We start from the raw sequence: 19,140 nt of genomic DNA, 5'->3' as shown, positions 1-19,140 counted from the left end.
GGACACGCGGGCGGGCCGGTCACCTCGCCTTTGAGGTGCCGGCCGTTTCCGCATCGCTTTCCGTGCTCAGGCTGTCCGCTTCTTGAGCGAGGTCAGGTGGGCGAAGACGACGACGTTGGCCGAGTAGCCGTGCCTCTTGTCGAAGCTTCCTCCGCACGTCATGAGTCGAAGTTCGGGACGGTTGGTGGTTCCGTACACCTTGTTGTCGGGGAACTTGTCTTTCGCGTACTTCTTCACCTCGTCGACGGTGAAGATGGCGGTTGCCCGGTCGGCCCGGCTGACCTTCACCGTGTCGCCTCGGTGCAGGGTGTTGAGGTTGAGGAAGATCGCCGGTCCGGTCCTGGTGTCGCGATGACCGACGATCAGGGAGGTTCCCGCCTCGCCGGGTGACGGGCCGTTGCGAAACCAGCCCACCACTTTCGGCGTGCTCAGTGGTGGAGCGCCCAGCCGGCCCTTGTTGTCGAGGTCGAGGCCGGTGACCGGGGCCTCGATGAAGATGGCGGGAATGGCGATTTTCACCGGCCGGGAGCGTGCCAGGGGTGTATGCGGGGCCTGTTGGGGCGGCGCGCCACCGCCGCCCGCGGCGTCACCGGCGCGGGCGGCGGTGACCGGAGGCCTGTCGGAGGAGTCTGAAACCCCCCAGACGATGCCGGTCACCAGCGAGAAGGTCGCACACAGCGTCATCGACAGACGGCACGCACGACTGGGTCCGCGTTGCCGTCGCCGTCGGCTTTGGCTATGCCTCGTTGCGGGCACGGCGGCGCGCGGCTCGGCGGATCATGATCAGCGCGGAGACGGCGATCCCGCCGGCGGTCAGGGCGGCGGCGGTCCCGGCGTTCGAGTCGCTCTGGGAGCTGACGTTCTCCAGGTCCGGGACGCCTCCGCCACCTGCCGGCACCGCTCCGATGGGCTTGTGATACTCCTTGCCCGGGCCGATTTCCGCGGGGCCGCGGCGCTGGGTCTCCTGGCGGTGGCAGTCCACGGAGAACCTCTTCGTCTTGGGGCCCGCAGGGGTGATCCACACCAGCTGGTACGTGCCCTGCGGGAGCCGGTACTTCGCGCTGTCCGCCGAGCCGTTGATCAGCGGCAGCGTGCTCTGCAAGGTGTCGCCGGGTGGCATGGTCGGGGGCTGCGCGGTGATCGTCCAGGCGACCGCAGGCAACGACTCGAAGTTGCTGGCGGAGAGGACGAACTCGCAGACCTCGACTCCGTCGCCGCCGCGCGAGTGCCAGTCGACCGAGCGGATGTCGATGGCCCCGCTGTCACCGGGAGCGGCGTAGGCGCCTCCCGCTCCGGCGAGGGTGGCACCAGCGACCACGACGGCCACCGCGGCGCCCCCGCGGACGCAACGGAAGCGGAGGGAAGAGGACATGACCATGCTGGACTCCTTCAAGCCGGGATGATTGTCGTACTTATCGACCAGGCCTGTAGTGAATGCCATAAAACGCCAAAAGATGTATCGAGACACCGTAAAAGTCATCAGATATAACTCGAATAGCCCAAGTCGCCCCACAATGGAGTCCGTCACGCCTAGTGGTTGTCTTTCAACTCGTGTCGTGAGGCGTGTGCGACCCGATGAACCTGGGCGCGCGCAGGTGGGATGTCCGGTGTGTGACCGTTCGTCGACGGCGGGGTCGGCGTTCGACTGCTCCAGCCGATATCGGGTGCGGGCATGCCGCACTGTCATCAGCGGTGGCCTCACGGAACGGTGTTGCTGAAACGCCGTAGCCCGACTCCTCGGATGCCTCCAACCATCCTTGTCTGAAGGAGGGTTGGAGGCATGGGCGTGCTTCGAGCGCCCCCTGCTCGCGCCCTGCCTCCGTATCTCGCGTCCGCGTCACCGTGGTGAGTGGCCGGGTCCGGCTGCCTGGTTGACGGCTACATGATGTTCGGGCCGGCCCTGGGCAAGAGGTGGTGGACGTCATGGCCGACCGGATCGGGAACATCTCTCGGCAGCGTTGCGAACGTGCCGGCTCGCCAGCCAGGGAACTGATCGCGCAGGTTCCAAAGCCAGGCTCACCCTGAACCGTGAGACCGACCGCTGCGCCGATAACCGCCTCCGTGATGCGCGCGCCCGAAGGGTGAGGGTGACCTGGCCGTTGGTCAGTACGAACAGCGCGCCGGTGGCGGCCTTCTTCCTCACCCCTTCTTCGGATGTCCGGTACGCGGCGGGACAGCGTAGATCGCTCTTTGCCCTTCGCGGTCTTCGGGCCGGCGCCTACGGAGGAGAGACCCTCGCTCCAGGCGACTCGGGGAGGTCGCTCCTCGACGCCTTCCATGAACTGCGGGAACTCGTCGAACTGGGTCCGCTGGTCGTAGGCCGCGCGGAGTGGAACTTCCACGTCGACTGCTTCCTTGACCGTACTCATGAGTCCCTCCTCATGTGGTTCCCGCCGAGGCCGGCCCCTTCAGGAGCGGGTCGGCTGCTAGGGCGCGTGCGAGGCACCGAGTACCGGGAAAGCCGTACGAAGGCTCCGACCCGGCCGCTGGAAGGCGTCGGCCGGTTTTTGCGGGGAACTCGTCCGGACATCAGCACCGAGGACTCCAGCGCCGACCCGGAGCGGAGCGGTCCGGTGCCTCAGCACGGGACGAATGAGGTACTCACCGTGGAAAGCCGAAACAACCCCGACGACGTGGCACTGTCGTCGCAGGAACGCCTCGCGCTGTGGCGTATCGAGGCGGAACTCCGCCAGGACCGACGCCTGGCCCGGCGGATGCGCCACTCGGTGGCCCGGCCGTGGCTGCCCCCCTTGGTGGCCGCCCTGACGTGTGCGTCACTGCTCCTCCTCGTCGTGGGAGTCCTCACCTCCGACTCCGCCGTCCTGTGGTGCCTCGCCGCGCTGTGGCCGATCACCCTCCTGCTGGCTTTCCGGATGCTGCGCCGTCCGACAGGCGCCGCGGACCGCACCAGGCCATGAACGTGAACTCCGAGCCGTCGCGCGGCGGTTCACGGCGGCAGGTCCGGTTGCGCGACAGCGACCTCCACCGGCCGGGAATCACCCGGATCCGCTGCGGGCGAGGGTTCCGCTACGTCGATCCCGGTGGCCGCCCCATCACCGACGGGGGCGAAAGGCAACGCCTGCGCGACCTGGTCGTACCGCCCGCGTGGAAGGACGTGTGGATCTGCCCTGAGGCCAACGGGCACATCCAGGCGACCGGCACCGATGCCGCGGGGCGACGCCAGTACCTCTACCACCCGCGGTTCCGGGAGCAGCAGGAGGCAGCCAAGCACGAGCACGTCCTCGAAGTGGCCCCCGCCCTGCCCCGGCTGCGGAAGCACACGGCCGAGGACCTCAAGGCCCGGGGACTATGCCGGGATCGTGTGCTGGCCTGCGCGGCACGCCTGCTCGACCTGGGGTTCTTCCGGATCGGGAACGAGTCGTACCGCCGTGACAACGAGACTCACGGTCTCACCACGTTGCTCCGCGAACACGTCTCGTGCCACCACGGCGAGGTGCGCTTCGCCTATCCGGCCAAGGACGCGAAGGATTTTTCGCAGACGCTGGCCGAGGAGTCCGTCTGCCGGGCCCTGCGCTCGCTGCTGCGCCGCCGTGGCGACGGCGAGCGCCTCTTCGCCTACTGGCAGGCCGGCGCCTGGCACGACGTGCACGCGGATGATCTCAATGCCTATCTGCGCGAGCGCACGGACACCGACATCACAGCCAAGGACTTCCGCACCTGGCACGCCACCGTCCTCGCGGCCGTCGCCCTCGCCGTTGCGGAACCCGTCGCCGCGGCATCCCGCACCGCCCGCCGACGCGCGGTGACGCACGCCGTCCGTGAGGTTGCGGGTTACCTGGGGAACACGCCCGCGGTCTGCCGCGCCTCGTACATCAACCCCAGGGTCGTCGAACTCTTCGAGGAAGGCCGGACCATCGCCCCGGCGCTCGACGACCTGGGCGCAGGGGTTCGCTTCGGCGAACCAGCCACGCAGGGTGTCGTGGAGGAAGCCGTGCTGCGGCTGCTGGCGTAGCTTCGCGTATCCCGTCGCCGCGGGGGAACCCGACGGCCACGAACACGAGGCAGGAACCGAGGCTCAAATCAAGGGAACGTACTGGCTGGAGACCGCACCGCCGGGCGAGCCCGCTCCCCCGCCGTCCCTGACCTCTCCGTCGACGTCGCGGTGGTCGGCGGCGGCATCGCGGGACTCAGTGCGGCCTGGGAACTGGCCAGTCAGGGAGGCGAGGTGGCCGTACTGGAGGCCGGACGGCTCGCCGCCGGGGTCACAGTCGCAAGACGGCCAAGCTGACCGCTCTGCACACGCTGGTCTACGACCATCTCGGCCGCAGGCCCAGTTCCATCCCCGGAAGTACCTGCTGGCGCTCGCGGCCGACCTGCGACGACGCGGAGGTGCCGTGCACGAGGACACGCGAGTCGACGGCAGCGAGGGCCAACCCTGCGTGCTGACGACAGACATCGGCGTGTCTATCCGCGCCGACGAGGTCGTGATCGCCACGCACTATCCCGTGTTCGACCGGGCCCCGTTCTTCGCCAGGCTGCCCCCGGGGCGGGAACTTGTGATGGCCGGCACCGTCGAGGAGACCCTGGCACCTCGACGACATGTACATCACGCCCGAGCAGGCCACGCGGTCGGTTCGCAGCACACCGTACGACGCCGGCAAACGCCTGCTGATCGTCACCGGGGAGCACGTCGCCCCCCGGTGCCGCCGACGTCGAGGAACGCTTCGCCCGACTGTCCGCCTGCGCACAGGACCGCTTCCCCGGTCTCACACTCACGCACCGCTGAGCCAGCCAGGACAACGACTCCACCGACTCCGTGCCCCTCGCCGGCCCACTCCACGCCGACAGCCGCCAGACCTACGTGGCCACTTGCTTCGGCGGGTGGGGACTGAGCAGCGGCATTTATGTCGGGCGGCCTGATCGGGAACCTCATCGGCGGACACGCGGGCGAGCGGAGCGATCTCTACGATCCGCGCCGCCTGGCCTCCGTGATCCGCGAGGGCGGGTCCTTCCTGAAGGAACAGGCTCACGTGGCCCAGCGCTTCGTCGGTGACCGGTTGCCACCGCTGACGGGCCCCGCACTGGAGGATCCCGCGCAGCGACAGTCCCGTGGTGCGGACGGCCGACCGGCAGCCAGCAGAAAGTCCTGCAGGTGACCAGGAGCGGTTGGGCGAAGGCCCGTCACCGCCACGGCAACGGCATACGTAGGTGGGCCCGCGCGGTGGAAAGCGACGGTCCCCCGGTTGCGGCGCACAAGGGCGCGGAGTGGGACATCGTCCGGGGCGAGTACTGAGCGGCGAGTGGTCGTGGCGGTGCCGGCAGCCCTGGCCTGCATGATCGCCACGCCGCGGGAAACCCGGCCGCCATGGCTGCGAACCAGGCTGAGGCCCCCATTCTCGAAGCGCTCGCCCGCTAGGCGGACGCGGACGAACTGGGGTTCACTCCCCCGGGCCACAAACAGGCACGCGGCGCGGACCCCCGCGCCCGCGCGGTACTGGGCAGATCGGGCCGGACCAACAGGGCGTCTTCGACTTCTACCGCACCAAAGCGCTGCCCCGCCTCGAAGACCGATGAGCCGCACGACGAGGGCGTTACGCAACCCGTGAGAGGGGAACCCGTCGATCAGTACACGAGAGGAGAAACGCGATGCCGACAGGATCGAACCAGAAGCGGGAACGACAGTACGAGCACGTGAAGGAGAGCGCCGAGAAGCGGGGTGAGTCCACGCGCCGGGCGAAGGAGATCGCATCCCGCACGGTGAACAAGGAGCGCGCCCGCTCCGGGGAGGCGAAGACCTCAAGCAGGACCTCCACACATGACCCCAAGTCCGCCTCACAACGCGGCGGGCAGCGCTCGCACAGCGGCGCCGAAGGGCCCACGAAGGACCAGCTCTACGCCGAGGCCAAGAAACGCAACATCCACGGCCGCTCCTCCATGGACAAGCGACAGCTGCAAAAAGCCCTCGGGCGCTGATCACGACGCCCGGCCCGCGGAAACGTCTCCCGGCAGCGCGGGGTAGCAGCCGTGGCAAAGAGCGCGCTCAACTCGTCGGCCTTCGATGACACACGCAACGAGAGGGAACGCGCCCCGGACGAACTGCTCGCCGCAGGCGTTGCGCACGGCCTCGTCCGCAGGGGCACCAGCGGACGCACCGTCCTGCGGGCCCTTGGCGGCATCTGCGGGCTGCGGGCCCACGGCTGGAAGGACGACGCGGTACGCATCGCCACGCTCCTGTACGACGGGCTGCGCTACGGCGCAGTGGGCCACGGTCAACTCGACCGCGACACGTCTGAGCAGCGCCACCAGCGCCAGGTGACCCCCGTTGTCTGAAGATCGCGCCATGGGCCCGGCAGACCGCACCCCGCCAGCTTGAAGCCCCTAGCTGTACTGCCCAGCACCATCCCTCAGGCCGTCCGAGCAGTGTCATTACTCATGCCGGCCCAACGAGCCGTCCGCCAACCGATCACAACCAGCCTCCTGTCATGCCGGCGTCAGGAACAGGCACTGACTACTACTGGACAGCCTCCGCCGCGACGACGAGGGCCTCCGGGGAAGGAAGTTCCGCCTGTACGGGCGAGGCGGGGAAAATCCATGAGTACGGGGGCAGCATCATGTCTGCGCCGTCACCAGGAAACTGGTGCGCAACCCCCGCTCCTGGACGAGGAATCCGCCGAGAGCACCGCGCCATGGCGGGCGCGCAGGTATAGCAGGAGTCAGGAGACATGCCAGGTGACACCATGGGGAGCCAGGAAGTTGAGGAAATCGGCCGGATCGTAGGCCTGGGCGGGGGTCAGTACTCCCGCGCGTGCCCCGTCTGCCGCGAGCCGACGAGCGCCTTCGACAGCGATCACCGCGGTAAGACCGTACCCGTCCGGCCCGGTCACCCAGCCCTGGGCACGGCTTCCATCCGTTCCGGTGGCATCGGCCGTCATCAGCCACCGGCCCGCCCGCCGGGCGTCTTCCGCGACCGTCTCGGGGATGCTGTCGACGGTGTCCGGGGTGAGTGAGGCGAACAGCGCGGCTACATCTGTCCTGATGGCGCTGTGTATGCGCCGCGCCGCCACGTGTCGGGGAATGGTGATGACCCCAGGGAGCGCGAACGTCGTGACGGGGACGGCGGCGGTCGAACCGGGTGGGACAATAGTCTCCACCTGCGAGCCGCTCGCAGGCTGCCAGGCTCCGTCGAGGTACTCCAGTGCGCCCTCGTCGAAGACCGCGGCCATCGAACGCGCGGTGCCGCGCGAGGCCCCTCCCCCCGGCTGGCGCAGGTCGGCGATGAGCATCTCGTCGACCGGGGTGACACGGGCCGCCGTCAGGTTGGCGATCAGGTCACCGGGGCCGCCGTCGTCGGCCATGGCCGGCACAACGGTCACCCCTGCGTGCTCGGCTTCCTTGCCGAACACATCGAAGACGCGCTGGATGTAGTGCTGCTCACCAGTCGTGTCGACGTAGTGGGTCCCAGCGGTGATCGCCGCGCGTACCACCGGTTCTCCCCACAAGGTGAACGGGCCCGCACAGTTGACGACGGCATCGCAGTCAGCAATTGCATCAGCCAGACCAGCCGGGTCCGCCAGGTCCGCGACCCGGGTCTCGGCTCCTGTCACGCCGGCCTCCACTGCCGCAGCCCACAGCCGATCCGCGTCACGGCCCACCAGCACCGGCGTGATCCTGCGACGGCACAGCTCGGCGACGGTGAGCCTTCCGGTGAACCCACTCGCGCCATACACGGCAATCCTCATGCCATCTCTCCCTGTTACTCGTGCTGAGCCGACGGAACATCCGCTCACCCATCACCGTAGGGACCGCACTGTGAACGTCCTATGCCTGGAGATCCGACTTAGATGTCCATTCGTCCGGAACAGCCGAACCGGACAGTACGTTGGGACCATGGACGTACTCAGTGACGCCGTCGCCGCGATGCGCACCGGTGTCCCACACTCGTCGCGGACGCAGCTGCGCACCCCCTGGGGCATCCGCTTCGAGCCGCAGCAGGGCGCGGGCTTCCACGTGATCCTGCAGGGCTCATGCTGGCTGGTCCCCTCACAAGGCAGGCCCATCACTCTGGGCGTGGGCGACGTGGTGTTCCTGCCCCGTGAACTCGGGCACGCGATCGCGGACGCGCCGACAACACCGCTGCCCGATGACGCCACGAGACGCCTGGTCGAAGCCGACGTACGCGACGCGAACGCCGGCCATGAGGGCGCGACCACGGTGATGCTCTGCGGCGCGTACCGGCTCGATCAGGCCCGAGCCCATCCGCTCCTCACCGAACTGCCCGACGTCGTACACCTCCCGGCCCGCATCGGGCAGCAACCTGCACTGCGCGGAGCCATCGACCTTCTCGGCCACGAACTCGCCGCCGAACCGCTGCCAGGCGCTTCCGGAGTCCTGCCCGCGCTCCTCGACGTCCTGCTGCTCTACATCCTCAGAGCCTGGTACGACGAGCAACCCGAGCAGGCCACCACCGGATGGGGCGCGGCCTTGCGTGATCCCGCGGTCGCCGCCGCACTGCGGGCCATCCACGGCGAACCCGCGCAATCCTGGACCGTCCAGACCCTTGCCGCGCTGGCGGGCCTGTCCCGGTCCGCCTTCGCCCAGCGGTTCACCTCAACGGTCGGCTGCCCACCCCTCACCTACCTGACCTGGTGGCGCATGACCACGGCGGCACGGATGCTCCGTGATACCGACCTTCTCCTCCGCTCGGTGGCCGAACACACCGGCTACACCTCCGAGTACGCCTTCGCCAAAGCCTTCAAAAGGGAGTTCGGCACAGCGCCGGGCCAATACAGGAACGGCTCTCGGCCCCGTTCCGAGCTCAGCACACACTCGGGCTAGAGACCCCTGGCCCAAAGCGACCACCGGACAACCGGCAGCAGGCGCCGATCTCCGACGCCTCGACAGCCTCTGAAACCCGAGCATCTCCGCCTCGTGCGCGGGCATCGCTCCCAACTCGTCGATCTTGGCCGCCACCGCTGAATCAGCATCGTCCGGTCGGGACCATCGACGGGCCTGGGCTCACCACGCCGGGCCAGGACGGACGGCCGCTACGGAATCCGGTCACGGCCCCCCTCACATACACGGCCCTGATCATGGCGTGCTCCGGGCCGGTCCCTGTCAGATCGCCCTCGTTGCCGACCCGTTCCGCAGCACACCGCGCCCGCGGATCCCGGCCCCCAGGCCGGCGAACGCCCGAAGGCTGGATCAGCCCGCGGATCGTCCGCTCCTCCCGCCGTCCGTACTCGTGGAGCAGGCGGCACCGGCTCAGCTGCGGCGCGATTCAATCGGCCCTCCACTCGATCCCGTTCAGCAGGAGCCGTCCGCCGATGGTCAGGCCTTGCGTCCCACGCCACCGAACATGGCTACCTCGGCGGCCGGTTCGGCCTCGCCGCCATCCGGGCGCCATCGATTGCAGGAGACCACGCCTGGCTCCAGGAGCTCCAGCCCGTCGAAGAACCCAGCGACGGCGGCCGGGGTGCGCTGGGTCAGCTTCGGCGTACCGTGCTCGTTCCAGAAGGCCACCGCGGCGTCAACGTCCGACAGGTCCGGTCGGGTAATGGTGTGCGAGAGGACGAGGTGGCTGCCTTCGGGCAGCGCGTCCATCAGACGCCGCACTATCGCGTACGCCTCCTCGTCCTCCTCGATGAAGATGACGACGCCGAGCAGCACCAACGCCACGGGCTCACTGAAGTCCAGCGTCCGTGCCGCCTGCTCCAGGATTGCTTCGACGTTACGCAGGTCCTCGTCGAGGTAGTCGGTGCGCCCCTCCCGCGTGCTCGTCAGCAGGGCCTCGGCGTGGGTCAGCACGATGGGGTCGTTGTCGACATAGACGATGCGGGACTCCGGCGCGACACGCTGAGCGACCTCGTGCGTGTTGTCGGCCGTCGGCAGACCGGTGCCGATGTCGAGGAACTGCCGTATCCCGCACTCGTCAGCGAGGTACCGTACGGCGCGCCCGAGGAACAGCCGGTCGGCGAGGGCGTAGTCGCCGATACCCGGGTGCAGTTGGCGTATCTGGTCCCCAGCTTCCTGATCGACCAAGTAGTTGTCCTTACCGCCCAGCCAGTAGTTCCAGATCCGGGCCGTGTGTGGCTGGTCGGTTTTGATTCGCTTGCGCGCCTCGATCGCCGCGGCGGGAATCTCAGTCACGGGACGTCCTCCAGATCAAGCCGATATACGGTCAAGGAGCAACCTAGCGGCAGGAGTTGAGGACAGCGACTCCGTCCGACGACAGGGCTGGACTGAGGAATGGCACCGTTCGGCCTCCCATGAGGCATCAGATGCAGAGGACTCCTCGCATCAACCGCCGTCTGGACCGCCTTCGTCACCCACTTCAAGCAGCCCAGCCGCTACAGGGAAGGCGCGAGCTCTGAACAGGGATCGCGTCAGGGGGCGCAAACCCCGCTGCACGGTCCCAGCCACAGTGGACCGCAGCCGTAGTCGGTCCAGTTGCACCACCACGGTGAGGCGTAACACACCATGTCGCAGCTTCCGCTCCCCGCGCATTGGGAATTGCAGTCCATGACCTGGGTGCCCTGGTCACTCCGAGGCGCCGCGCCTTGCGTGTCCGCAGGGCCCAGCGTCATGAGAATCGCCTGCGCCTCGCTCTCGCCGAACGCCGCCACCGCCGCCGATTCCAGCTCTTCGGGGGCTCCTCCCTGTCGGCGCCCCGCGATGATCTGCGGTGCCAGCCGCGTCGCGTCGTCCAGGACGGCGGACTGCTCGGCCGACAGACCGGGGTGCGTTTTCCGGTAGTTCGCGAAGTGCGCCACCCACAGATCGCTCCGAGCCGAAGCGGACAGCGCGCCGTAGACGGCGCGCCGATAGTCCGCGGGGTAGGAGACGAACTCGGAGTAGCCGGAGGGCAGCCGGTCGCGGTTGGCCTTCACCCATCGCGACGCCTTGCTGCCCTTGGCGCGAGTCACGGCCTGCGCGGGTGAGGCTGCCAGACCGCCGGTGACCAGAAACGTTCCCAGGGCCAGCCCCGGCACGGCCTTGAGGATTCCTCGACGGCTCGGGGGCCGCAGCACATCGAGGTTGCGGAGCGCACGCACCACCCGCAGCGAGTCCGCCGGCCCCAACAGCCGCGCCAGGCGGACGGACAGCGCGGTTCCGGTCCAGGCCCGCACCTGGTCGCCTTTGACCGCCAACAGGGTCGGCGCCCACTCGGCCCCATCCCCCAGGGCACGCGCGCGCAGGCCGCGAATACGGGGTTCCGTGAGGCCCGCGGCGGTCAATTTGCCGTCGACGGACACACGAACCCGATCCACCACTTCTTCGCAGAATCGACAGTCGGCGTCGAATGCCAATATCCACTCGGTCACAAGCTTCTCCCCACGTTTACTTGACAACCCGACCCACGGCGGCCGCCCGGTGTAGGTTTTCATGCCGATCCATAGAGTGCCGTTCAGCACGATTTCACGCTTCGGGTCTACCTGAAGAGAAATCATTTGCCGAGGCCTCTGGAAACATCAATCATTTCGACGAGGATCGAAACGTTTTACATTCACAGGCCATACTTACGGTGGTCTCGCAGGTTCGACTCCGGATGGCGACGAGCCTGGTGGCTCAAAGCGAGCAGCCTCGCCGAGGGCCGATACTTCGCAAGTGCGGACCACTGATGGCTCGTCTCAGTTTCAGCAAGGATGTCGAGAACGCCGTGACGACTCCGTCCCAGGGGCAGAAGCGACCACCGTGGTCGCACGGCTCTCAGGAGGCCCTCCATGACGAACGACCGGATCACCGAGATCCTCAATCGCCCGCTGAGCCAGGAGTTGCTGGCTCGTGACCTCTGCCGCCTGGCCTACGTGGCCAAGGATGGGACACCGCGGAACATCCCGATCGCCTTCGCCTGGAACGGCAGGGAGGCCGTGATGTGCACGTCGAAGAACGCCCCGAAGCTGGCTTCGCTCCGTCAGAACCCAGCCGTCGCCCTCACGATCGACACCGAAGTGCACCCGCCCAAGATCCTGCTCGTCCGCGGCACTGTTGAACTCGACGAGGTCGACGGCATTCCCGATGAGTACCTCGAAATGAATGGCTCCTACGAGATGACGGCCGAGCAACGGGTCGAATGGGAGGCCGAGGTCCGCTCGCTCTACGACGGCATGGTCCGCATCGTGATGACGCCGACGTGGGCGAAGCTGATCGACTTCGAGACGACCTTGCCCAGCGCCGTCGAGGAACTCGTCCGGCAGCGTGCGGAACGTCAGCAGAAGAGTGGCACCAGGGTGCGGTCCGTCGAGCCAAGAGTGTCGAAGTCATGACCATCCGGCGCGTGGGGCGAGCAATTCAGCCTCGACGGGAGAAGCCCCACCAACCGGCCGGAACTACCATCACCGCAGCCACCGTCAGGAGATCCTGAACATGCGAAAGCTCATTGCCCAATAACGGCCACCCGCGAGGACAGCCGACCCCGAAGTGCCCTGCTGCCTGGCCTGTGAGCGTCTCACTTCCCGTCGCGCCCCAAGCTTGCCGACAGCGTCGAGGGGCCTGCGGCGTCAGCCACGCCGGCTCGCGGCTGCTGGCGGATCTCGCTGATGCCACCAGGGTGGCCACCCCCCGTACTCCGCCGTCCTCAGGCCGCTTCGGCCGTTCACGGGACCGGACATGATCCGGGCCGGATCGCCACCGACCTGGCGTTGATGCTCGCCGACAGCGGTGAAGCGCTCGCGGATCTGGCCGTACTGCGGGAGCAGAAAGTGGTGTTCGGCTGGCCCCTTTGCCGCGACACCAAGGAGCCTGGCGGCTACTCGCCGACACGAACGAAAAGCAGCGCGGCCGTACGCCCGGCCGGCCCGCGTCCCGGGTCGTCCGATCCGCCGTCGCGGTTGCCTCCGCCTGGCGAGCGTCTCCCGGAATGTGGGTGTGGTCGCGTCTTCGGCAGCCGCGACGTCCACGACGACCAGCCCCGGCTTCCGGACGTGTACCTCGTTGATCGGATCCGTTCAGGGCATGACGAGCCGGACCCCCGATGAGTTCGCCGCAGTGGACACCTCCACCCGACCAAGAACGATCGCGGCCCGTTCGGTCACGGCGCCGGGTCGGTGAGAGAGCCGCGCTCATCCTTTGGCGCCGTCTACGGCGGTAGCGCGGGCGCGGGCGCCGGTTGTGCTGGTGTGCTGCCTCCGACTGGGCAGTGCGGGGTTGAAGACGCGGGCCACGCGCTGGGTCCAGGGAGGAGTGAAGTCGAGGATGAAGCTGACGCGGTCGGCGAAGCGGGCTTCGGGGACGGGGATTTCGATGCCGGGGTGGTGGAGGCGACCGTGGGTGACAGCGGCGGCGACGTAGTTGGTGATGGCGTCGGTGCGGTGGGTGCGGGGGCGTTGGCCGGGTGGGGTGAGGTGACTGAGGATCCGCAGGACCGTGGGGATGCTGGCGTCGAAGCTGCCTTGGTGCAGGGGTGGGCAGACGGCGGCGACGGTGAGGGGGTCGGAGTCGGTGGTCGCATCAAGGCCCGTTTGGTCGTACCAGAAAGCGGCTGCGTGGGCTTCTCCGCGGGCGTGGTGATGCAGGGAGAGACAGTAGGCGGCCGGGGTGTGTCCGGCGCCGGCGGCGTACTGCCACCAAAACCGTGCCCCGTCCGCGACGCCGGCGAGGTGCAGTGCGCAGCCCAGCAACCAGGCGCCGGGGGGTTCGGGGAGCTGGTCGGTGAGAAATTCCAACGCGCCGGGGACCACTGTGGTGACGACGACCTCGCAGAGGTGGTCCAGATGCAGGGTGGCGGCTGTGTCGCCGGCCTGCTCCTCGGCCAGGGGGTTCGCTGCGTCGGGAGTGAAGTCGACGTAGGGGCAGTCTTTGTAGGCGACAGTGTCGGTGGGGACGCGGGGGTGGTGGTGGAGGCGGGCGCGGGCGAGGAGAGCGTCGATGGGGGGCATGGCGTCTGGGTTCACTCCCGGGGGCTGTGTGTGTAGACGAGACGTTCAAGGGTGGCGCGGGCGTGGTGGTCGACGGCGTGGGCGAGGGCGGGGCTCAGGCCCAGGACGTCGGGGATCTCCTCAAGGGGCATGTCGCACAGGTAGCGCAGCACCGCGACGTCCATCTGGTCGTGCGGGAGGCGGCTGATCGCGTCGAAGAGGTCGACGAGTTCACTGAGGGCGACGAAGTGACCCGGTGATGCGTCGTGGACTTCGGCGGTGGAGAAGACGGCGGCGCGCAGGTCGGGGTGGCCCTCGTACTGGCGGTGGGCGCGGGCCATGACCCGCTCGCGCAGCAGTCGCCAGGCGTAGCGGCGGATGTTCTCACTGTTGGCGGCCTCGCTCCAGCACAGCCACAGGATGTCGAAGGTCTCGGTAACCACCCAGCGGGCTCGGTGGTCGGTGAGGAGGAAGGCGCGTGTGTAGGCGGTGTAGGCGTCGGCCATGGCCTCGGTGAACGCCTGGTGGGCCAGGGGCGGGGGTTCAGGCTGGAGAGCGACCTGCTGTATGCACTGCTCGATCCAACCGGGTTCCTTGTGGGCTTCGCGGGCCGCTGCGGTCCACAGCCGGCGCACGGGTTGGACGGGCAGGCCCAGGGCGCGGATCACGCTGAAGGTGATCTCCCAGGCGGGGTAGTAGCCGTTGCCGCGCAGCAGTTCGCTTATGCGGGTCTTGGAGTAGCCGGAGCGGTCGACGAGGTCGTCGAGGGTCAGGCCGCTGGAGAAGAGGAAGCCACGGACCGGCTCCAGCCAGGCGCGGTGTGAGAGGCCCGCGGTGTCGGAGATGGGGGCCGGCTTGCGGCCCCGGCGGCCTTGGGTATCTGGTCGGGGCGGCTGGTCGGCATCGGGGGGCCAGATCATCGGGGCGGCTCCTGTATGCCGGCGGCTGTGGGGTCGGCGGGCGGATGGGAGCCGTCGGGCGGGCTGGGGCCGTCGGGCGCGGTCAGGGCCTGGACGATTTGCTGCACGATCAGGCCCAGGGACGGGAGCAGTGCAGCCACGGCCGCGACGTGTCCCAGCACGGTCATCACCGTGCTCCACGTGAGGACCGTCGCCAAAACGGCTACGGTCACCACTTTCTTACTCGACATCGCACTCGGTTTCTGTGAGCGGTTCACACACCAACAGCCCTTCCTGGCTGCAGTGCTGAAGCACTGTCAGGAGAGCGACGCCAGCATTGCGTGCCTGCCTCGTGCGACGCCACGTGATCATGGAGTTGCGGAACAATGCCTCTGTGAAAGCCGGGCCCCGCTGCCCCCCGCCACCCCCGGTCGGGAGCGAGAACCGCCGATGATTCAACCCTTTGAGGGGAAACATCGCTTCTGCCCACACCTGGCTCGCTCACCTGCCCCATCGTGGAAAGGCGAGGCGCCACTCGACGCCGCACAAGAGCGTGCGGTCCCCGGTGCTGAAGAAACACCTCAAGGGGGGCCGCACGGCACCCCGTTGCGCGCCCGCCTGCCGCCCGCCCGCCTGCCGCCTGCCGCCTGCCGCCTGCCGCCTGCCGCCTGCCGGGCCACCATCCGCCGCTCCGGCTGCCCGACAGCACCCGTGGCCGTGTTGATTGCCCGCGAGCAGCTCCACCACAAGAACGCCAGGAGCTCAGGGGCTGCCCGACTGCGTCATGGCGTCGGCGAGTTGGCCCACGACATCCAGGATTCCCTGACCGAACGCGGTCGGGGCTACCAGCACGCCGAACACCAGCACAATGACCACGGTCAGCTTCTCGTCCGACCGGCTTCGGGCCTCTGTGCGTCGACGCAGCCGCACAACGATGATGACAGCCAGCAGAACCGCCACATTGATCGTCAGCAACACCCGGCTAGTCCTCCCGGCAGGCAAGAACGTCCCAGCCATCCTGTGTAGCCCCAACTACTCAATACAGCTGCCCAGTTACCGTTTGTTGACGGCAAAGCACTTCCCTAAGGCCGGAATCCAGGCCTTGCGCACCTTCATCAATGAGTGGTTGTCGGGTCAAGGTCGACCCGCCCAGTGGCCGCGCTCACCGGCGGCCTGTCGAGCAATGGCGCAGACACTTCGTTTCCACATATTGCGAGGCATGAGGTTGTTGAGCATGAGCGCGTCGTCATGGCATACCGATGGCGGTCTGGAAGATCGTGGTGGGCCTGAACGTTGCCTGCAGGTATGCGGATCAGTGAGGCTTCCAGAGTCAGCGGTGTGAGTGCGCGATCGTTGCGGCACTACGAGGATGAGGGGTTGATCGTCCCGGGGCGTTGCAGCAATGGGTTCCGTGACTACTGCCGGTCCACTGTCGACCGGGTGCTCCGCATCCGCTCGTTGCTCGAGTCAGGACTGCCTGTGCGGCTGATCAGGGAAATCCTGCCCCGCCTCGCCGACGGATCCGACGTCAGCACGGATGCGGTATGCGCAGAGTTCCTGTCCGAGGTGCAGAGCTATCGCGATCGACTCGCTGCGCGTATCGCAATTCTCAGCGAACAGCAGTCGGCACTCGACGCCTACCTGCGGGAGGCCCGACGCGCCGCTCTGTGAACGTCAGTTGACCTTGACGTAAGTGTGAGACTCCTACGGTCCGTGCATGGAGATCGACGAGCAGCATCACACCACCGCACAGACGGTACGAGCGCTGGTCCAGCAGTCCCATCAGGGACCGAAGGACCTGACACTCACAACCGATCGGCCCCGCCCCACCCCGGGGCCCGGCGAGTACCTGATCCGAGTGGGCGCCGCCGGTGTCAACTTCGCTGACGTCATGCAGACCCATGGAACCTACAGCGGAGGCCCGCAGGCCCCTTATGTGGCGGGCTTCGAAGCCGCCGGCGAGATCGCAGGTGTCGGACCGGACGTAGAGACCCCGATGCGGATCGGCACCCACGTCGTCGGTGCCGGTCCGGGTGCCTTCGCGCAGTACATGACGATGCCGGCCGCGGGTGTGATCCCCGTGCCTTCCGGTTGGAGTGACGCCGAAGCCCTCGGCCTGGTGCTGAACTGGGCAACTGCTTTGGCCGCGCTGAAGCCGTTGGGCGAGATCAAGAGGGGTGAGGTGGTGCTTGTTCATGCAGCGGCCGGAGGGGTGGGACAGGCTGCCGTCCGCCTTGCTCACCATTACGGTGCGCGCGTGATCGCCACGGCGTCGCCGGCCAAGCACGACAGCGTCAAAGCGCTCGGCGCCGACGAGGTCCTGGACAGCGCACACCCTGGCCTGGCCGAGGAGATCAAACGCCTGACCGGCGGGGTCGACCTGGTCCTGGAATCGGTGGGACAGGCCACATTCGAAGCCAGTCTGTCCGTCACCAAACCCTTCACCGGACGCGTCATCGTCTTCGGCGCCTCATCCGGCAACGCCGCTGTGACCACACACGACCTGGTCTTCACCCACCAGGTCCAGCTCAAGGGTCTGCACATCGGCGCGCTGGCGAGCACAGCACCTTCCCTCTACCAGTCGTTGCTCGTCGAGATCGAGGCCCTCATCGCCCAAGGGACATACCCGCCCGGCGCCCCCCAGATCCACCCCTTGGCAGACGGGCCGGCAGTGCTCCAACAGCTCGAAGCCCGCCAGACCCGCGGCAAGCACGCCCTCGACCCCTGGCGCTAGGAATCCCGATGACTCACCGCAACACCCCGCCGAGCGGCGCGGGTGGAGGTAGGGACGGTCTTGAGGAGTGCGCGGGCCTCGGAGGCGGCAGAGACCGTTCTGCCAGGTCGCGGCGGCCGGGGCAGCAGGCAGGTAGTACTCGCGCACCAGGGACCTGAGGTGTCGGCGATCTGCTGGCGACGTCCGGCTGGGCTCAGGCGAGAACGGCGACGGCGCGGGCCAGGTAGCTGTCGTCGGGGTGTGGGCGGAGGACGTACACGCCGGTGCGCAGGATGTTTGCCGGCACCAGGGCGTCGCCGGAATCGGGCTTCTTGCGTGAGACGCTGTGGCACCCGCGGGCGCCGACGTCCGCCGCGGGGACCGGGCCCGGCGGCGGACGGAACCTGCCGCTGTCGCGGCCGGCCGGCAGGCCCTACGCCGACTCCCGCAACCGCAGCTTTCCGTGGACCACCAACTCGTCCCGGCTGAGCCCGCCGCTGCGGGTCAGCAGCCGCGCCGCCTGTTCGACGGCGAGCGCGCCGAGCTCCCGGGTGTCGAGGGCGACGGTGGACAGCGGCGGTTCGACCAGGGATCCGAGCTGAAGGCCGTCGAAGCCGATCACGGCGAGGTCCTGGGGGACCCGGCGTCCGAGTCGGCGGGCGGCACGCAGTGCGCCGATGGCGATGATGTCGTTGAACGTGAACACGGCGGTGACGTCGGGGTGCCGGGCTAGCAGGTACTTCAGCGCGCCCTCCCCGCCCTCCACGCTCTGGTCGGCGCGGCACACCGCGTCCGAGTCGAGTCCGCAGGCGTCCATCGCGGCGGCGAACCAGTCGTGCCGGTTGCTCGGCTCGGACCGGCCCGCGTGATCGAGCATGCCGATCCGCCGGTGCCCCGACTCGGCCAGATGGCGGATCGCGGAGGCGACGCCCTGCTCTCCGTCGATCCGGATCGTGCTGAACCGCTCGGAGCGGTGCTCCCGGTCGATGAGCACGACCGGCATCCCACGGGTCAGCCGGTCGATCTCCTCCTCGGTCAGGCTCATGTACCCCACGACAGCGTCCACCTGCGAGGTGATCGCCTCCAGAGTGCCCCGCTCCTCCTCCACCCGATCACCGGTGTCGCACACGACGACATGCCAGCCCCGAGCCCGCGCCGCGTCCAGGGAGGCGGCGGCGACCTCGGTGAAGAAGGGGTTGAGCAGATCGGGGATCACGAGCCCGACGCTGATCGTGTCCTGGCGGACGAGCCCCCGGGCGAACCGGCTCGGCCGGTACCCCAGCGCGAGGGCGGCATCGAGGACGCGCTGCTTGGTGGCGACACCGATCTCGTCCTTGTCGTTGAGCGCCCGGGACACCGTCTGCCGGGACACCCCGGCACTCCGGGCCACATCGTCGATCGTCACCCGGCGGGGTCCGGTCCCCGACGACGCCATCGTTCACCTCCGCCTGTTGCCGACGCGCGCGCGTCGCAAGGGACACTGAGTATGCCCTGGGCCGACATTCTGGTGCGACCACGTGTTCGAACGATTGATGGTGCTCCCCTGGCTCAGGAGCCTTGACACTCGACCCGACCGAAGCGCAAAATCCCAATCACTTCGCAACAAGTTCCCCCGTTACCGCTCCCGTGAGCGCTCACGGTACCGCTCACGGAAGCACATTCCAACCAGAAGGCATCCGCCTCCAGGTGTCAACGTCGACCCCGCCTAGCACCG

22 protein-coding genes and 2 pseudogenes are annotated in these 19,140 nt (G+C 68.2%); 13 read left to right on the top strand and 11 right to left on the bottom strand.

Features of this window, described 5'->3' with window-relative positions:
- Positions 1 to 66: 66 nt before the first annotated feature.
- From ACFWP7_RS32210 to ACFWP7_RS32200, 3 genes and pseudogenes are all read right to left on the bottom strand, one after another.
- Positions 67 to 684 carry a class F sortase gene (locus tag ACFWP7_RS32210; protein ID WP_384388632.1) on the bottom strand — a complete coding sequence of 206 codons (618 nt, stop codon included), beginning with the start codon at positions 682 to 684 and terminating at the stop codon, positions 67 to 69.
- A gap of 52 nt (positions 685 to 736) precedes the next feature.
- Positions 737 to 1,378 carry a hypothetical protein gene (locus ACFWP7_RS32205; protein WP_384388630.1) on the bottom strand — a complete coding sequence of 214 codons (642 nt, stop codon included), beginning with the start codon at positions 1,376 to 1,378 and terminating at the stop codon, positions 737 to 739.
- An 883-nt stretch (positions 1,379 to 2,261) separates the two neighbouring features.
- Positions 2,262 to 2,369: pseudogene (locus ACFWP7_RS32200) on the bottom strand (cyclase); the annotation flags it as partial.
- A 237-nt stretch (positions 2,370 to 2,606) separates the two neighbouring features.
- Here ACFWP7_RS32200 and ACFWP7_RS32195 point away from each other — a divergent pair.
- The 8 genes from ACFWP7_RS32195 to ACFWP7_RS32160 all read left to right on the top strand — a co-directional run bounded on the left by ACFWP7_RS32195 (position 2,607) and on the right by ACFWP7_RS32160 (position 6,291).
- A complete protein-coding gene (locus ACFWP7_RS32195) occupies positions 2,607 to 2,918 on the top strand; it encodes a DUF3040 domain-containing protein (RefSeq protein WP_384388627.1) in 312 nt (103 codons plus the stop codon).
- Complete coding sequence (locus ACFWP7_RS32190; RefSeq protein ID WP_384388624.1) at positions 2,915 to 3,973, top strand: DNA topoisomerase IB; 1,059 nt, start codon at positions 2,915 to 2,917, stop codon at positions 3,971 to 3,973. The genes ACFWP7_RS32195 and ACFWP7_RS32190 overlap by 4 nt, the downstream gene beginning before the upstream one ends.
- 150 nt (positions 3,974 to 4,123) lie before the next feature.
- A complete protein-coding gene (locus ACFWP7_RS32185; RefSeq protein WP_384388621.1) occupies positions 4,124 to 4,249 on the top strand; it encodes an FAD-dependent oxidoreductase in 126 nt (41 codons plus the stop codon).
- Positions 4,250 to 4,313: 64 nt separating this feature from the next.
- On the top strand, positions 4,314 to 4,853 hold the full coding sequence (locus ACFWP7_RS32180; RefSeq protein WP_384388668.1) for a hypothetical protein: 540 nt from the start codon (positions 4,314 to 4,316) through the stop codon (positions 4,851 to 4,853).
- Positions 4,854 to 4,865: 12 nt separating this feature from the next.
- Positions 4,866 to 5,117 carry a hypothetical protein gene (locus ACFWP7_RS32175; protein WP_384388618.1) on the top strand — a complete coding sequence of 84 codons (252 nt, stop codon included), beginning with the start codon at positions 4,866 to 4,868 and terminating at the stop codon, positions 5,115 to 5,117.
- Positions 5,114 to 5,254, top strand: a complete 141-nt coding sequence (locus ACFWP7_RS32170; RefSeq protein WP_384388615.1) for a hypothetical protein — start codon at positions 5,114 to 5,116, stop codon at positions 5,252 to 5,254. The genes ACFWP7_RS32175 and ACFWP7_RS32170 overlap by 4 nt, the downstream gene beginning before the upstream one ends.
- 353 nt (positions 5,255 to 5,607) lie before the next feature.
- On the top strand, positions 5,608 to 5,934 hold the full coding sequence (locus ACFWP7_RS32165) for a plasmid stabilization protein (RefSeq protein WP_384388613.1): 327 nt from the start codon (positions 5,608 to 5,610) through the stop codon (positions 5,932 to 5,934).
- Between the two features lie 51 nt (positions 5,935 to 5,985).
- On the top strand, positions 5,986 to 6,291 hold the full coding sequence (locus tag ACFWP7_RS32160) for a hypothetical protein (protein ID WP_384388610.1): 306 nt from the start codon (positions 5,986 to 5,988) through the stop codon (positions 6,289 to 6,291).
- A 383-nt stretch (positions 6,292 to 6,674) separates the two neighbouring features.
- On the opposite strand, the gene ACFWP7_RS32155 is transcribed toward ACFWP7_RS32160, so the two are convergent.
- A complete protein-coding gene (locus ACFWP7_RS32155) occupies positions 6,675 to 7,700 on the bottom strand; it encodes a saccharopine dehydrogenase family protein (RefSeq protein WP_384388607.1) in 1,026 nt (341 codons plus the stop codon).
- Positions 7,701 to 7,848: 148 nt separating this feature from the next.
- Between ACFWP7_RS32155 and ACFWP7_RS32150 the strand changes: the two genes are divergently transcribed.
- Positions 7,849 to 8,796, top strand: coding sequence for an AraC family transcriptional regulator (locus tag ACFWP7_RS32150; RefSeq protein ID WP_384388604.1), 948 nt, complete (start codon positions 7,849 to 7,851; stop codon positions 8,794 to 8,796).
- A gap of 492 nt (positions 8,797 to 9,288) precedes the next feature.
- On the opposite strand, the gene ACFWP7_RS32145 is transcribed toward ACFWP7_RS32150, so the two are convergent.
- Together ACFWP7_RS32145 and ACFWP7_RS32140 are read right to left on the bottom strand one after the other, a co-directional pair.
- A complete protein-coding gene (locus ACFWP7_RS32145) occupies positions 9,289 to 10,107 on the bottom strand; it encodes an SAM-dependent methyltransferase (protein ID WP_384388601.1) in 819 nt (272 codons plus the stop codon).
- A 236-nt stretch (positions 10,108 to 10,343) separates the two neighbouring features.
- Entirely contained in the window at positions 10,344 to 11,408 is a 1,065-nt protein-coding gene (locus tag ACFWP7_RS32140) for a bacteriocin fulvocin C-related protein (protein WP_384388598.1), read from the bottom strand.
- A 273-nt stretch (positions 11,409 to 11,681) separates the two neighbouring features.
- Here ACFWP7_RS32140 and ACFWP7_RS32135 point away from each other — a divergent pair, with 273 nt between their 5' ends.
- Together ACFWP7_RS32135 and ACFWP7_RS32130 are read left to right on the top strand one after the other, a co-directional pair.
- Complete coding sequence (locus ACFWP7_RS32135) at positions 11,682 to 12,224, top strand: pyridoxamine 5'-phosphate oxidase family protein (RefSeq protein WP_384388595.1); 543 nt, start codon at positions 11,682 to 11,684, stop codon at positions 12,222 to 12,224.
- A gap of 233 nt (positions 12,225 to 12,457) precedes the next feature.
- Positions 12,458 to 12,727, top strand: a pseudogene (locus ACFWP7_RS32130) (IS1380 family transposase); the annotation flags it as partial.
- Between the two features lie 292 nt (positions 12,728 to 13,019).
- Here the strand turns inward: ACFWP7_RS32130 and ACFWP7_RS32125 are convergent.
- From ACFWP7_RS32125 to ACFWP7_RS32110, 4 genes are all read right to left on the bottom strand, one after another.
- Positions 13,020 to 13,835, bottom strand: a complete 816-nt coding sequence (locus ACFWP7_RS32125; RefSeq protein WP_384388592.1) for a hypothetical protein — start codon at positions 13,833 to 13,835, stop codon at positions 13,020 to 13,022.
- Between the two features lie 11 nt (positions 13,836 to 13,846).
- The gene (locus tag ACFWP7_RS32120) at positions 13,847 to 14,734 is read right to left on the bottom strand and encodes an XRE family transcriptional regulator (protein ID WP_384388589.1); all 888 of its coding nucleotides are present in this window, start codon (positions 14,732 to 14,734) and stop codon (positions 13,847 to 13,849) included.
- Positions 14,731 to 14,901: a hypothetical protein gene (locus ACFWP7_RS32115; RefSeq protein ID WP_384388587.1), complete on the bottom strand. Its 171-nt coding sequence runs from the start codon at positions 14,899 to 14,901 to the stop codon at positions 14,731 to 14,733. Before ACFWP7_RS32115 ends, ACFWP7_RS32120 begins: the two co-directional genes overlap by 4 nt.
- 574 nt (positions 14,902 to 15,475) lie before the next feature.
- Positions 15,476 to 15,691 carry a hypothetical protein gene (locus ACFWP7_RS32110; protein ID WP_384388584.1) on the bottom strand — a complete coding sequence of 72 codons (216 nt, stop codon included), beginning with the start codon at positions 15,689 to 15,691 and terminating at the stop codon, positions 15,476 to 15,478.
- Positions 15,692 to 16,018: 327 nt separating this feature from the next.
- On the opposite strand from ACFWP7_RS32110, the gene ACFWP7_RS32105 reads away from it, so the two are divergent.
- Together ACFWP7_RS32105 and ACFWP7_RS32100 are read left to right on the top strand one after the other, a co-directional pair.
- Complete coding sequence (locus ACFWP7_RS32105) at positions 16,019 to 16,384, top strand: MerR family transcriptional regulator (RefSeq protein ID WP_384388582.1); 366 nt, start codon at positions 16,019 to 16,021, stop codon at positions 16,382 to 16,384.
- A gap of 46 nt (positions 16,385 to 16,430) precedes the next feature.
- Positions 16,431 to 17,447, top strand: coding sequence for an NADPH:quinone oxidoreductase family protein (locus tag ACFWP7_RS32100; RefSeq protein ID WP_384388579.1), 1,017 nt, complete (start codon positions 16,431 to 16,433; stop codon positions 17,445 to 17,447).
- Between the two features lie 412 nt (positions 17,448 to 17,859).
- Here the strand turns inward: ACFWP7_RS32100 and ACFWP7_RS32095 are convergent, their stop codons facing one another.
- The gene (locus ACFWP7_RS32095) at positions 17,860 to 18,861 is read right to left on the bottom strand and encodes a LacI family DNA-binding transcriptional regulator (protein WP_384388576.1); all 1,002 of its coding nucleotides are present in this window, start codon (positions 18,859 to 18,861) and stop codon (positions 17,860 to 17,862) included.
- Positions 18,862 to 19,140 lie beyond the last annotated feature (279 nt).

The sequence above is a fragment of the Streptomyces sp. NPDC058470 genome (genome assembly GCF_042721055.1).
Taxonomy (GTDB): Bacteria; Actinomycetota; Actinomycetes; order Streptomycetales; family Streptomycetaceae; genus Streptomyces.
Note: the sequence above shows the minus strand (reverse complement) of the source record. Positions and strands in the feature narration are given on the sequence as shown.